The sequence below is a fragment of the Streptomyces sp. NPDC027672 genome, from assembly GCF_055566335.1.
Genome location: NZ_JBVHSO010000011.1, coordinates 217884 through 231486 on the forward strand (window position 1 = coordinate 217884; position 13603 = coordinate 231486).

The following is a 13603-nucleotide window of genomic DNA, read 5'->3' on the forward strand; positions in this document are numbered from 1 at the left end:
GCCGTCCTCGGTCAGCTCGCCGGGTGGCGGTCGATGGCGGGCGGGTGGGGCGCGGGGACTCCGGAGAGGCCGAGCGTGGCGTCGTACGCCTTCTTCCAGTCGCCGTCGCGCTCGCGCGCCCGCAGGGCGTCGTCGAGGGCGAGGCGCAGGGCGGTGTCACCGCGCGGGACGCCGATGCCGTAGGGCTCCTCGGAGAACGGTCTGCCGACGACCTTGAGTTCGCGGGGGGCCTTGGCCGCGTAGCCGATCAGGATGGCGTCGTCGGTGGTGACCGCGTCGACCTGGTAGGTGAGGAGGTTGTCGACGCAGACCGAGTAGGTGTCGTAGGCCACCAGGACCGCCTTCGGGTAGTCGGTCTTGAGGCGCTGGTAGGGCGTGGAGCCGGCCGCCGAGCAGACGCGTCTGCCGGCCAGGTCGCCGGGGCCGTGGATGTCGTCCTCGGCGCGGCGGACGAGCAGCGACTGCCCGGCCAGGTAGTAGGGGCCGGCGAAGCCGACCAGCTTCGCGCGGCCCGCGTTGATGGTGTAGGTGCCGACGTACAGGTCGATCTGGCCGTTCTGCAGGGCGGTTTCGCGGTTGGCGGAGGCGATCGTGCGGAAGCGGACGGACCGCGGCGGGAAGCCGAGGGAGGCGGACATCATCTTGGCGATCTCGATGTCGAACCCGGAGTAGGTGCCGGTGGCCGGGTCCTTCTCGCCGAGGTAGGGCTGGTCCTCCTTGACGCCGACGACGAGGTGGCCGCGCCGCTTCGCCCGCGTCCAGGTCGGGGAGGCGGGCAGGCGGACGTCCCGCGCCACCCGGTAGTGCGGCAGCCGCTCGGGTGCCGGGCCCTTGCCGGGTGGGCTGCCCTCCTTGCCGCAGGCGGCGGCGAGGCCGGCGGCGAGCAGGCAGGCGAGGGCGGCGCACAGGGCCCGGCGCGCCCGGGTGGTAGGGCACATGGGTCGCGGTCCCCCGGTCCGTGCGCGAGGATCCCGGCGAGGAAGTCCCTCGGGACATGCGGCTCGCCGCAGTACGTGGTGAGGTCCCGCGGTCCGGTCGACGGATCGACGGCCCTCCGCGGCCCCGCTCGGTTTCGGCTGTGTCGTGATCGCCGCAACCTATCCGGCGGGCAGCGCAGTTGAGGGACGACACGCACCTGCCGGGCATTAGCCGTATTTACGTCAGCGGGGGCCCGGGGGTCGTGGCCGGGCTCAGGTCTCGGCGATCCCGGCGTACAGCGGGGACAGGCCGGGGGCGCCGGTCGCGGCCCACTCCTGTCCGGCCGGCACCACCTCGACCGTGCGGCCGGAGGCGAGCCGTACGACGGGTTCGCCGTCGGACCGGATCCGCCAGCCGGCGCCGGGCACCGTGCGCACCACGACCGTGCCCAGGTACAGCCCGGCGTCGTGGCCCAGCCAGGGCAGCGTCTCGGGGTCGTCCCGCCAGCGCGGGACCATCTGGTCCAGGGCCTCCAGGGAGGCCGGGGTGTCGTCCAGGCGGACGCCCGCCCGGGCCGCCTGCGAGCGCAGCAGCTCGCACTCGGCCAGCAGCCCGGCGACCGCCCCGGGGTCGGCGAGGGCGGCCGCGTCACCGTTCTTCTTGTGCCGGGGGCCCAGGAACGGAAGGTGCATGGACCCAGCGTGGCATCACACGTCCAGGTCGACCACCACCGGCGCGTGGTCGGAGGCCCCCTTGCCCTTGCGCTCCTCGCGGTCGACGTAGGCGTCCTTCACGGCCCGCGCGAACGGCTCGTTGCCGTACACCAGGTCGATGCGCATGCCGCGGTTCTTCGGGAAGCAGAGCTGGCGGTAGTCCCAGTACGTGAACGGCCGGTCGTACTTCAGCGGGCGGGGCACCACGTCGCTCAGACCCGCCTCGCGCAGGGAGGCGAGCGCGGCGCGCTCGGCGGGCGTGACGTGGGTGGAGCCCTCGAAGGCCGCCGGGTCGTGGACGTCCTCGTCGGCCGGCGCCACGTTGTAGTCCCCCAGGACCGCGAACGGGCGGGCGCCCTGGGCGTCGCCGTGCACGGCGGCCTTCAGAGCCTCGAACCACTGGAGCTTGTACGCGTAGTGCGGGTGGCCGACCTCGCGGCCGTTCGGCACGTACACCGACCAGACGCGGACCGGGCCGCAGGTCGCCGAGACGGCGCGCGGCTCGGTCACGCCCTCGTACCCCGGGTCGCCGGGCAGGCCCTTGACCACGTCCTCCAGACCGACCCGGGAGAGCACCGCCACGCCGTTCCACCGGCCGGTGGCGTGCACCGCCGACTCGTACCCCAGCTCGCGCAGCTGGCCGGACGGGAACTGCTCCTCCGCGACCTTGGCCTCCTGGAGGCAGAGCACGTCGGTGCCGCTGCTCTCCAGCCAGGCCAGCAGGCGCGGCAGGCGGGCGGTGATCGAGTTCACGTTCCAGGTGGCGATGCGCATGTCTCACAACCTACCCGGCACCACCGACAACACCGCTCCCCCGCCGTCTCAGACCTCCGCCGACGCGCCGGGCGCGAGCCGCCGGTGGTCGGTGCCGCCCAGGCGGCCGAGGTGACCGTCGTAGATCGGCCGGGCGAGGTCGGTGAGCAGGGCGTCGTGGACGTCGTAGGCCCGCCGCGGGCCGACCTCGCGGACGTAGTCGATGACCTCGGCGATCTTGTTCCAGGGAGCCATCACCGGCACCATCAGCGTCTCCACCGGCCGGCCGGGCACGGTCAGGGCGTCGCCGGGGTGGAAGACCTTGCCGTCGTCGATCAGATAGCCGACGTTGGTGACGCGCGGCAGGTCCGGGTGGATCACCGCGTGCAGCTCGCCGTGCACCTGCACGTCGAAGCCGGCGGCGGTGAAGGTGTCGCCGTGGCCGACGGTGTGCACCCGGCCCGGGAAGGCGGCCGCGATCCGCTCGGCGACCGACTTCAGCGTCCAGATCTCCGCGGCCGGGTTGTCCTCCAGGGCGGCCCGCAGCCGGGACTCGTCGAAGTGGTCCGGGTGCTCGTGCGTGACCAGGACGGCGTCCGCGCCGAGCGCCGCGTCCTCCTCGGAGAACCCGCCCGGGTCGATGACGAGCGTCCGTCCCTCCTTGTCGAGGCGGACGCAGGCGTGGGACTTCTTCGTGAGCTTCATGGCTCCCATCCTGACGCCTGCGGCCGCCTCCCGGGGCGCTACCCGGCGGGCGTGGTCTCCTCCTGGATGACCTGCTGGGCCACCCGGAACGCGCTGCTCGCGGCGGGCGCCCCGCAGTAGACGGCCGTCTGGAGCAGCACCTCGGCGATCTCGGCCGGGGTCAGCCCGTTGCGCAGGGCGGCCCGGGTGTGCGCGGCCAGCTCCTCCAGGTGGCCGCCGGCGGCCAGCGCGGTCAGCGCGACACAGCTGCGGGTGCGGCGGTCCAGGCCCGGCCGGTCCCAGATCTCGCCCCAGGCGTAGCGGGTGACGAACTCCTGGAAGTCCCCGGAGAACGGGCCGGCCTCCTCCAGGGTCCGGTCCACGTGCGCGTCGCCGAGCACCTCGCGGCGGATCTTCAGCCCGGTCGCGTACCGGTCGGGCTGCACGCCGGGCTGTGCCGGTACGGCCGCCGGGGCGATCTCGGCGACCGGGGCGGGCTGCGGCGGCGCGGCCTGGGCGGGCACGGCGGCGGAGGCGGGGGCGGCGGCCGGCAGGGCGGTCTGGCCGGTGTCGAAGGGCTGCTGCCAGGCGGTGGAGAAGTGGTGGACGAGCAGGTCGGTGACGGCGGCGGGCTGCTCGACCGGCACCAGGTGGGAGGCGCCGGGGACGACCGCGAGCCGGGCGTCCGGGATGCCGGCGACCAGGGTGCGGGCCTCGGCGGGGCCGGTGACCTGGTCGTCGGAGCCGACCAGCACCAGCGTCGGCACGCCGACCCGGCCCAGCTCGGGCCGTACGTCGAAGCCGGCCAGGGCCTCGCAGGCGGCGATGTAGCAGCCCGGGTCGGTGGTGCGGACCATCTGCACGGCCCACTCGGTGATCGCGGGCTGCGCGGCGGCGAACCCGCCGGTGAACCAGCGGTCGGGCGCGGTCCGGGCGATCGGGTCGAGCCCGTTGGTCCGGACCACCACCCCGCGCTGGCGGAACTCGTCGGGGGTGCCGAACCGGGGCGAGGCCGCGACCAGCGCCAGCGAGGCGAGCCGCTCGGGGTGGCGCAGGGCCAGCTCGATGCCGATGGCGCCGCCCAGCGCGCAGCCCGCGTAGCCGAAGCGCTGCACGCCGAGCGCGTCCAGCGTGGCCAGCAGCCGGGCGGTGAGGTCGGCGACGGAGCCGGCGGGATGCGCGGGGGCGCCGCCGTGCCCGGGCAGATCGAACCGGAAGACCCGCCACTGCCCGGCCAGCTCCGGCACCTGACGGTCCCACATGTGCCATGTGGTACCCAGTGAGGGACCCAAGAGCAGGACCGGAGCGTCTTCGGGCCCGTCGAAGCGGTATTGCAGGGTGTTCGGTGGTGTCTCACTCACGCCCCAGACCCTCTCACGTCTCAGGAGATCCCACACGGCCAGGGCGACCTGGCGGCTTGCCCCTCGGAGGGCGGCACGCCCGGCACTGCGGAGACTCGCGGGTCCACGTACGAGTTCTTCGGTGTGCACGCCTGACCGTGGGGACAGCGCGTCCTCCCGGCTCGCGCACCCTCCCGGTCTCTGGCCTGGCCTCTGAACTCCGGCTTCCCGACAGTCCGGTTTGCAGCAAAGCGTGTAGTGCCGTCCCCAGGGATCGGCATGAGGAACGCTCGACCGGCTCCCCCCCGCCCTGAAGTTGGCTGCTCTCCAGGGTGTGACGCTCCGTAGGCAGGTAAGGAGGGAGGAGCGAGAGGAAGACGACAGCGGTCTTCAGCTGACCAGAGGGGGCTCCGTGTTCGAGGCGCAAGACATCAGGGAATGGCGAGGCCACGACGTGGTCGACCACGAGCGGCACAAGATCGGCGTCCTGGAGGCGGTCTATGTCGACACGGCCACAGACCAGCCCGCGTTCGCGACGGTGACGGTCGGCCTGCCGACCCGGCACCGGCTGGTGTTCGTCCCTCTCGGCGACGCGACGGTCGGTCCCGGTTATCTGAAGGTCGCCTACGACAAGAAGCAGGTCAAGGAAGCGCCCTCGATCGGCACGGACGGCGAACTGCTCGCGGAGGACGAGAAGACAGTCTTCGCGCACTACGAGCTCGCCTACCGAACGGGTGCGGGCGGCGAACGTCGCCTCGCCCGTCGCTGATGTCCTCACCAGCGTCCCCCACCATGAGGTGACACCAATGGCTCTCTTCCTCCTGCTGCTCATTGTGGCCATCGTGCTCGGCATCATCGGTGTGGTGGCGAAGGGCCTGTTCTACCTTTTGATCATCGGCGTGGTGGTTCTGGTCGCCGACCTCGTCCTCCTCGGCCTACGCCTGGGCCGCCGCCGCAGGCGCCTCCCCCGGTGACGCGGTCCCCGGGCAAGCGCCCCCACGGGCCGCCCGCCCGGGGACCGGACGTAGCGTGGTGACGGAGCAGTCGTCGAGTCATCGCCCAGGAGTCGTCCGCCCCGTCCGCGACGGGGCGGAGGCGTCGGAGAGGTTGGCGCCGGTGTCGGCGTCCCGCGCGGAGTGGCCGACGCCGTGCCAGTCCAGGCACATGACGGTCGCGTCGTCCTGCAGGTGGCCGTGGTTGGCGTCGACGATCGCCGCGATGAGGGTGCGGGCAGCCTCACGGGGATGCAGATCGCGAGTGCGCACGATCAGGTCGGACAGATCGACGCTGTTGGCGTTGCCCTCCAGCATGCCGTCGGTCAGCATCACCAGCCGGTCGCCCGGCAGCAGGTTCAGCGACTGGACCCGGTAGGTATGAGGGACCTGGAAACCGAACGGCATATCGATCTTCGGAGAGATCTCCCGCACCTGGCCGTCCCGCATCCGCAGCGGCCAGGGGTGCCCGGCGTTGACGAACTCGGTCGTGCCGTCGACCAGGCTGATGCGCAGGAGCTGGCCGGTGACGTAGCCCTTGTGGCCGTGCTCGCGCATGGCCTGGTCGGCCTGGCGGGCCTGTTCGGCGAGGTCGCCGCTGGCCCGCCGGGCCCGGCGCAAGGCGCCCACCGCAAGCGTGGCCAGCAGCGCGGCAGCGACATCGTGCCCCATGGCATCGGTGACGGAGAGCTGGACGGTGTTCCGGTCGATCACGTAGTCGAAGGTGTCTCCCCCGACGTGGTCGGCCGGCTCCAGCGCTCCGGCCACCGCGAACTGCGCCGCCTCGCACGCCAGCGACGCCGGGAGCAACCGGTGCTGGATCTCCGCTGCCAGGCTCAGCGGCTTGGTGCGGCGACCCCACTGGTACACGTCAGTGAACGACCGATTCGCGATGACGATGTATGCCAGGGCGTGCGCGGTCTCGCCGATCTCCCGCATCACCTCCGCGTCCGGCGTCGCGGGCAGGAAGAGTTCGAGGAGCCCGATGGCGTCCCCGCGGTTGGTCACCGGGGCGACGATCCGCACCAGCGCGCCCTCCCCCTTGTCCTCCATGCTCGGCCGCTGGGTACGGATCACGTCGTCGTACAGCGTGCCCCGCAGCATGATGCGCCGGGCGGGTTCATCGGTATCGATGCTGCCCGCGGCCCCCAACCGTACGACCGAGCTACCGGTGAAGTCGGTGATGAGGAACGACACCGAAGCGGCCCCGAGGCGCTCCTTGAGCATGCCCGCGACCACGTCGAGCGACTCCACAGGTGCCGCGGACTCCGCTGCAGCCAGAGTCTCCGCCAAGGTTATCGCCCTGCCCCGGCCACCCCCGTTCGCGGGAGTACGGGTGGTCAGCCCACCGTCCTCGTCAGGCCCGCGCACGGTCACGGTGACTCCTCGCTGCTCGCTACTGCTCAGGGCTCCGGCCCGGGGATGCGAGGGGCTGGCGTCAAGCCTGGTGACCGGTAGATGTCATTGCACCACAGAGCCACTGAACGGATGCACCTGCCGGTCAGCTGTTCGACCGGTGGCTGGAGTGCCGAGGGACTGCGCTCGGAGTTCTGATCCGGTGGCGATCTCCCCGGGACGCACCGAACACAGGCGACTCACCGTGCTTGAACGCCCGGGGAGTTTGCGTCGGCGACCGCCCGGCCCGTCGCGGTCCAGCACGCGGCGGCGTGGGCGATGAGCGGCGGACCGGAACACTGTCGCGGGGTCAGTAGGTGGCGAGGGAGATGGCGGTGTAGTGCGCGGTGATGGCCACCACGGTCAGCGCGTGGAAGACCTCGTGGAAGCCGAACCAGCGGGGTGCGGGGTCGGGCCGCTGGAGGGCGTAGACCACCGCGCCCGCGCTGTGGAGGAGACCGCCGCCCACGATCAGGACCACTACGGCCGCTCCGCCGGCGTGCAGGAAGTCGGGCAGGTAGCTCACGGGCGCCCACCCGAGGGCCAGGTAACGCAGACGCTACACGCACACATACCGCGTCACCATAGGAAGTGATCACACCGCACACCGAGACCGTACGTGTGGTGCCCGTCGACGCTGACGGGCACGCTCACCTCACGCTGCTGCGGTCGGATTCGCCGATTCGGTGGCGTGGCGGTATTCGGCGTTGAGGCGCTGGGCTTCCTCGAGTTGGTCCTCGAGGATGACGATGCGGCAGGCGGCCTCGATGGGAGTCCCGTGGTCGACGAGTTCCCGGGCGCGGGCGGCGATACGTAGCTGGTAGCGGGAGTAGCGGCGGTGGCCGCCTGCGGAGCGGAGTGGGGTAGGCGGTGTTCGCCGACAGCGCGCAGGAAGCTCTGTGTGGTGCCGAGCAGTTCGGCGGCTCGGCCCATGGTGTAGGCGGGGTAGTCGTCGTCATCGAGACGGCCGAACGTGTCGTCTGCTGTCATCTCACCTCTCTGTGGAACGCGTGGAGGGGCCCTGGCGCCGTACTGGCACCAGGGCCCCGAAGGAACTGCTACACCATCTGCCGGCACTGATACTGCGCCGGCCCTCTGTTTCCGCAGACCCGACCGAGAAGCCGTCGGGGGCGCGGGGATCGCGGTTGCCTGACCGGAGACCACCTCACTATCGATGTCCTGCGGTACCCGGAGCCAAGGCTTGCGCCCGGGCGATCCTGATGGCGCTCGGCTCCTCCGTTCTCCCTCTTGATCAACTACTCACTAACGGAAACTGCGAACTGCTGGTACCGCAAACTGCTGGTGGCCTCGAACAGCGCCACCCTTCGGCAGTCGACCCCGTCGCCCGTCCTGCGTCTGCTCTGGCTTGGGACCCACTGCCGAACCTCCCGGTGCGCGCGCCCGCAGCCGACGCCTTCACCGAGGCACTGCTCACCGACTTCACTGCCGGGTACTGCGAACTTTCACTTGCGGGTACTGCCACTGCTGTACTGCTCATGGCGGCCCCTGATCACTGCGGGCCACCCGGTCCGGTCGTCAGTCCCGTCGCCGTCCTGCAACCGCTCTGGCTTCGGAACTCCACCACCGCACCGTCCTGCTAACTGCAACTGCGTACTACTGCCCGGCAGTTCATCTCTGCCGGGCCTCGCTCGATCTCGGCTACGAGAGAAACATAACCACACCGACACCCCGAAGTCTACTCTGGCTGGCATAGATTTCCGTGCGCTCGAAGACAAGGAGAACTCCACCGGCCGGGACGGATGCCCCGCAGGTCGGCCATTGACGAGCGTGGCAGAAGGCGCGGCAGGAGGCCCCGCGTCGCCCTCGACGATCCCGTCATGAGCGCCTTCCTTGCCCGTAGCGTCAGCGGTCAAGCAGCCGGATGACCGACAAACATGGTCCGCCTCATGTCGCAGCCTGACGAGTTGCTCACTGACGTCGGCGCCCCGGGTGGAGTGCGACCAGACCGATCGGAGTCCCTGACCGTGGTCACCGGTGGCGCTGTCATCACCGGTCGACTGGCTCTCGCGGCCACGTGAAGGCAGAGGGGGTCGGATGTGCAGAGGAGGTCGGATGTACTGACGGATTTCGCCCGCTTGGACGAAACCACCGCCGTCTTCGGCTCCCCCGCGAAGCAAGGACGGGCGGCCCACGCGCACTTCATGCCGCCCGGATCCCGCAGGGCACCCTGGGGGTCCCGAGACGGGGTGGGCGATACCGCGTTGCGATCGAGGAAGTCGGCGCCTGGACCGTGGGCGACTTCAGCTGTTCCGGCCACTGAGCGACGGCGACGGGAACCCGCTGCACGCAGTGTGGGCCCGACCGGCGTACCGGTCGGGCCCACACTGCTGGTCAGGCGACGGCTCGTGTCGTATACCCGGTCAGACCGTGACGGGGGTGCCGAGCATCGCGGAAGCGTGCCGCATCGGGCTGAGAATGCCCGGGGGCACTGCCTTGGGAACGGCGCGGCAGGTGAAGCCGAGCCGAGCCATGGCCCGCAGGACCTCGGCGGCGCTGAAGTCACGGCGGTCCTGGCGCGTGATGACCTGGCCGACCTGCTTGAGGGGGTAGTGGCGGCGGCCGATGATCACCGAGTCGCCGGTGACCGGTTCGGGCTTGATGCCCTTCATCGATTCCAGCACGCCGCCCTTGGTGAGGTCGAAGGGGAAGCGGGCGATGACGCAGCGCATGTGGCCTCACAGAGAGAAGGAAAGAACGGTCCGACCCGGGGCGAGGCGTTTCAGCGGGAGAGGGCGAGGATGCCCAGGGCGCTGCCTTGCTCCTCGACCACCGGCAGGACACCGAGCCGACGGGTGCGCATCGCGTGCTCGGCTTCGGCGATCGTGGTCACGGGTGAGGTGGACGATCCGTGGTCGCCGAGGATGTCGCGCAGGCGCACACGGTCCGTGTAGTCGGAGCTGCCACGGACGGCGGCGAGTTCGGTACGGGTGACCAGGCCGGTGCACTGACCGTCCTGGTCGCAGACGACCAGTCGGGCCGTGCGCGCGGCAGCCATGACGGCCAGCGCCACCTCGACGCTCATGTCGTCACAGACCTGCGGTCCGGCCGGGTCCATGACCTCGGTCATCGTCGTGTGCACGGGGTTGGTGTCCGCCGGGCGGGGCTGCGTCTGAAGGATCGTCAAGGGTGCCTCCTGCAGAGATGGGCCGGCTTCCTGATCACGGAAGTTCTAGGCCACCGCGCCGAAGCCGGACTGGCGTACCGGGGTGCGCCTGGTCGCCGAGGCGGGGCGGCGGCGGCCTCGGGAGGTGGCGCTGCGCTTGGGGCGTTCGACCACCGGTGCGGTGATGACGACCGGGATGCCGGACGGGGTCTGGGCGCCGGTGATCCGGCTCAGGGCCTCGTCGCCCGAGCGGACCTGGGTGGTCTGCGGCCGGATTCCGGCGTCCGACATGAGACGGACCATGCCTCGGCGCTGGTTCGGCGTGACCAGGGTGACGACGCTGCCGGACTCGCCGGCACGAGCGGTACGGCCGCCGCGGTGGAGGTAGTCCTTGTGGTCGGTCGGCGGATCGACGTTGACGACCAGGTCGAGGTTGTCGACGTGGATGCCGCGCGCCGCGACGTTGGTCGCCACCAGCACGGTGACGTGTCCCGTCTTGAACTGCGCCAGCGTGCGGGTGCGCTGCGGCTGCGACTTGCCGCCGTGCAGCGCAGCGGCCCGCACCCCGCTGTTGAGCAGGTCCTGGGTCAGCCGGTCCACGGCGTGCTTGGTGTCCAGGAACATGATCACGCGACCGTCGCGGGCAGCGATCTCGGTCGTGGCGGCGTGCTTGTCGGCGCCGTGGACGTGCAGGATGTGATGCTCCATCGTCGTGACCGCACCGGCCGACGGGTCGACCGAATGCACGACGGGATCGGTCAGATAGCGGCGCACCAGAAGGTCGACGTTGCGGTCCAAGGTGGCGGAGAACAGCATGCGCTGTCCCTCCGGGCGCACCTGGTCGAGCAGCGCGGTGACCTGGGGCATGAAGCCCATGTCGGCCATCTGGTCAGCCTCGTCCAGCACCGTGATGCCCACGTGGTTCAGCCGGCATTCACCGCGGTCGATGAGGTCCTTGAGCCGCCCCGGCGTCGCGACGACGACCTCGGCGCCGCCGCGCAGCGCACTGGCCTGCCGGCCAATCGACATGCCGCCTACCACCGTGGCCAGCCGCAGCCGCACGGAGCGGGCGTACGGGGTCAGCGCGTCCGTCACCTGTTGTGCCAGCTCACGCGTGGGTACGAGGATCAGTCCCAGCGGCTGGCGAGGCTCGGCACGCTGTCCGGCGGTGCGGGCGAGCAGGGCGAGACCGAAGGCCAGGGTCTTGCCGGACCCGGTGCGGCCGCGGCCCAGGACGTCACGGCCCGCCAAGGAGTTCGGCAGCGTCGCGCCCTGGATCGGGAACGGTGCGGTCACACCCTGCCTGCCGAGTTCGGCCAGCAGTTGCTCGGGCATGTCGAGATCGGCGAAGTCCTCAACTGCCGGCAGTGCGGGGGTGATCGTCCTGGGCAGCGCGAACTCACCCTGCACTGCGGCCGGCCGACGGCCGTAACCGCCGGAGCGAACGGGCCTGCCGGTACGACGCGGTGCCTGCGAGCCGTAGCCGCCTCCCCTTCCGGAGTCGGCACTGCCGTCACGGGAGCGGGCGGGGCGGTCGTTCGTGTACGTGCGGTTCATGCGGAACCTTCCTCGATGTGGCACATATCAAGGAATTCCCACCGCGATAAATGGCATGGAGAATTACAAGTATGGACCGGTGGCAAAAGAAAGCAGAGCCGGCCGGCGGATACATCCGTGGGCGCGGGTGCTGAAATGGGTGACGCGCTGGGGACCTTGCGATCCGGGCGCCGGCTGCGGTGCAGCGCTTCAGGATGCGTTTGCGTCCTGCGGGAGGAACCGCTTGTGGTGGTACTGCGGATTCCTCCGGGGCGTCCCGCGGGTGAAAGCCGCTGCGGGATACGCGTGCAGCTGGGGCCCCCACCCCGAAGGATGCGGGCCCCAGCTGCGGATTGCGCGTGAGCGTCAGGCCGGAACGATGTTCTCGGCCGTCGGGCCCTTCTGGCCCTGCGCGATGTCGAAGTTCACCTTCTGGCCTTCGAGCAGCTCACGGAAGCCCTGTGCGGCGATGTTCGAGTAGTGGGCGAACACGTCGGCGCCGCCACCGTCCTGCTCGATGAAGCCGAAGCCCTTTTCTGCGTTGAACCACTTCACGGTACCAGCAGCCATGTCATATCTCCTTTGGGGCAGTGCATCGGCTTCCGCACCACGCGGACGCCGTGTCGCCGCGATGATTACCCCGCCCGGAAATGACCGGAAATACAAAAGTGCTCCCGACCGGCAGAAGCCCGGTGGGCGCACTTGAAGTTTTGGGAACCACAACTGCAACTGAGATAGACAGTAGCACGCCGGAGCGGTCCGTGTGCGTTGGATAATTCCACTCCTCTTCTCGTGACAAAAACTCCCGCCGCACGGCCCCCCAAAATCTGATCCCTGGGGAACAGATATTGATTCCCTCGGAGTGTGACGTCTCGGGAAGAGTTGTATGCAGCTTCCCATAGGACGCCGGGAGGCTGCCCGGCAGGCGCTCTGCCCGGGGACGGGTGTCCCGTTCGACACGCAGCCGGCCCAGCCACCCTCTGCTGGTCAGCGCCATCGGTACGGTCAACCGCTCAGTGATTCCTCGGCGTCCCGGCGCGTCGGCCAGTCGTCCCGTCGCTCCCGGGCCACCTCCGCACGGCTGCCGGCCCGCTCTCCGGGTAGGGAGACCGACGGTGTGAGGGCCGGTGCGGGGGTGGCGGGCTCGGGGATCACGGCGCTGGTGGACAGCGCGGGGCGCCTGGTGGTCCGGTGCATGCGCCGTCCGGCGGACTCGCCGTCGTTTTCCCCACTCTGGTGCTCGAAGAAGCGGAGCATCTCCACAGGGAACGGCATCACGAGGGTGCTGTTCTTCTCGGCGGAGACGTCCACCACGGTCTGCAGCAGCCGCAGTTGGAGTGCTCCGGGGGTGTCGGCCATCGTCGCGGCGGCGTCGGTCAGCCGCTGGGACGCCTGGAACTCTCCGTCGGCCGCGATGACCCGCGCGCGGCGTTCCCGCTCGGCTTCGGCCTGCTTGGACATGGAGCGCATCATGGACTCCGGAAGGGCGATGTCCTTGATCTCGACGCGCTCGATGCGCAGCCCCCAGGGCTCCTCGGTGGGGGCGTCCATCACCTTCTTGAGTTCCGCGTTGATGTGGTCACGGTCGGAGAGCAGCGTGTCCAGGTCAGCCCTGCCGATGACCGAGCGCAGCGATGTCTGGGCGATCTGGGAGACGGCGGCAGGATAGTTGCGCACGTTCACCAGGGCCTTGACGGGGTCAATGACCTTGAAGTAGACGACCGCGTCGACGGTGAGCGTCACGTTGTCGGCGGTGATGGACCCCTGTGGCGGGATGCCGAGGACCTCGGTCTGCACGGATACCTTCCGCATCCGGTCCCCGATCGGCCGGATGACACGCAGGCCCGGCCCGCGGATGTCCGGCAGCAGCCGCCCGAAACGGAACACCACGCCCTTCTCGTACTGCTGGACGTTGCGCACGCTCAGGGCGAGCAGGACGAACCCGGCCACGGCACACACCACCAGCACGGTGATCAGAACACCCATGGTTCTCACTTTCCTTACGTCGATGACGGTCCCGGACCCGAGCGGTCCGGGAAGCACATGTCGCGGGAGGACCCCGGCCTGTCGTCCGAGGTGCGGCCGGGGTTCCGGGCTGCTGCTGAGACTCTGGTGTGTCGGCCCGGCTCAGCCGGGAGCGCTCTGCTG

At 70.4% G+C, this 13603-nt stretch carries 13 protein-coding genes and 3 pseudogenes; 3 read left to right on the forward strand and 13 right to left on the reverse strand.

Going from position 1 to position 13603, the window contains the following annotated elements:
* Nucleotides 1-11: 11 nt before the first annotated feature.
* The 5 genes from ACZ4SV_RS26280 to pcaDC form a co-directional block, all read right to left on the reverse strand.
* Entirely contained in the window at nt 12-938 is a 927-nt protein-coding gene (locus tag ACZ4SV_RS26280) for a glutamate ABC transporter substrate-binding protein (RefSeq protein ID WP_468006899.1), read from the reverse strand.
* A 252-nt stretch (nt 939-1190) separates the two neighbouring features.
* Complete coding sequence (locus ACZ4SV_RS26285) at nt 1191-1610, reverse strand: DUF6278 family protein (protein ID WP_468006901.1); 420 nt, start codon at nt 1608-1610, stop codon at nt 1191-1193.
* Nucleotides 1611-1625: 15 nt separating this feature from the next.
* Nucleotides 1626-2405, reverse strand: a complete 780-nt coding sequence (locus ACZ4SV_RS26290) for an exodeoxyribonuclease III (RefSeq protein ID WP_365880007.1) — start codon at nt 2403-2405, stop codon at nt 1626-1628.
* 48 nt (nt 2406-2453) lie between these two features.
* Complete coding sequence (locus ACZ4SV_RS26295) at nt 2454-3089, reverse strand: MBL fold metallo-hydrolase (RefSeq protein WP_397968870.1); 636 nt, start codon at nt 3087-3089, stop codon at nt 2454-2456.
* A 38-nt stretch (nt 3090-3127) separates the two neighbouring features.
* On the reverse strand, nt 3128-4429 hold the full coding sequence (pcaDC, locus tag ACZ4SV_RS26300; protein WP_468006904.1) for a bifunctional 3-oxoadipate enol-lactonase/4-carboxymuconolactone decarboxylase PcaDC: 1302 nt from the start codon (nt 4427-4429) through the stop codon (nt 3128-3130).
* Nucleotides 4430-4820: 391 nt separating this feature from the next.
* Between pcaDC and ACZ4SV_RS26305 the strand changes: the two genes are divergently transcribed.
* On the forward strand, nt 4821-5177 hold the full coding sequence (locus ACZ4SV_RS26305; RefSeq protein ID WP_283974520.1) for a PRC-barrel domain-containing protein: 357 nt from the start codon (nt 4821-4823) through the stop codon (nt 5175-5177).
* Between the two features lie 37 nt (nt 5178-5214).
* Nucleotides 5215-5382 (forward strand): hypothetical protein, encoded by a 168-nt coding sequence (locus tag ACZ4SV_RS26310; protein ID WP_468006906.1) that lies wholly within the window; start codon nt 5215-5217, stop codon nt 5380-5382.
* A gap of 78 nt (nt 5383-5460) precedes the next feature.
* On the opposite strand, the gene ACZ4SV_RS26315 is transcribed toward ACZ4SV_RS26310, so the two are convergent.
* The 3 genes and pseudogenes from ACZ4SV_RS26315 to ACZ4SV_RS26325 form a co-directional block, all read right to left on the reverse strand.
* A complete protein-coding gene (locus ACZ4SV_RS26315; protein WP_468007031.1) occupies nt 5461-6699 on the reverse strand; it encodes a PP2C family protein-serine/threonine phosphatase in 1239 nt (412 codons plus the stop codon).
* Nucleotides 6700-7105: 406 nt separating this feature from the next.
* Nucleotides 7106-7345, reverse strand: a pseudogene (locus ACZ4SV_RS26320) (hemolysin III family protein); the annotation flags it as partial.
* 105 nt (nt 7346-7450) lie between these two features.
* Nucleotides 7451-7785 (reverse strand): annotated as a pseudogene (locus ACZ4SV_RS26325) (MerR family transcriptional regulator).
* Nucleotides 7786-8702: 917 nt separating this feature from the next.
* On the opposite strand from ACZ4SV_RS26325, the pseudogene ACZ4SV_RS26330 reads away from it, so the two are divergent.
* A pseudogene (locus ACZ4SV_RS26330) lies at nt 8703-9076 on the forward strand (hypothetical protein).
* A 100-nt stretch (nt 9077-9176) separates the two neighbouring features.
* On the opposite strand, the gene ACZ4SV_RS26335 reads toward ACZ4SV_RS26330, so the two are convergent.
* The 5 genes from ACZ4SV_RS26335 to ACZ4SV_RS26355 all read right to left on the reverse strand — a co-directional run bounded on the left by ACZ4SV_RS26335 (nt 9177) and on the right by ACZ4SV_RS26355 (nt 13441).
* On the reverse strand, nt 9177-9485 hold the full coding sequence (locus tag ACZ4SV_RS26335) for an SCO5918 family protein (RefSeq protein WP_468006908.1): 309 nt from the start codon (nt 9483-9485) through the stop codon (nt 9177-9179).
* Between the two features lie 50 nt (nt 9486-9535).
* Complete coding sequence (locus ACZ4SV_RS26340; RefSeq protein WP_468006910.1) at nt 9536-9940, reverse strand: CBS domain-containing protein; 405 nt, start codon at nt 9938-9940, stop codon at nt 9536-9538.
* 45 nt (nt 9941-9985) lie between these two features.
* Nucleotides 9986-11476 (reverse strand): DEAD/DEAH box helicase, encoded by a 1491-nt coding sequence (locus tag ACZ4SV_RS26345; protein WP_468006912.1) that lies wholly within the window; start codon nt 11474-11476, stop codon nt 9986-9988.
* A gap of 345 nt (nt 11477-11821) precedes the next feature.
* Nucleotides 11822-12025 carry a cold-shock protein gene (locus ACZ4SV_RS26350; RefSeq protein WP_003973099.1) on the reverse strand — a complete coding sequence of 68 codons (204 nt, stop codon included), beginning with the start codon at nt 12023-12025 and terminating at the stop codon, nt 11822-11824.
* 435 nt (nt 12026-12460) lie between these two features.
* Nucleotides 12461-13441 carry a slipin family protein gene (locus ACZ4SV_RS26355; protein WP_468006914.1) on the reverse strand — a complete coding sequence of 327 codons (981 nt, stop codon included), beginning with the start codon at nt 13439-13441 and terminating at the stop codon, nt 12461-12463.
* Nucleotides 13442-13603: the final 162 nt, after the last annotated feature.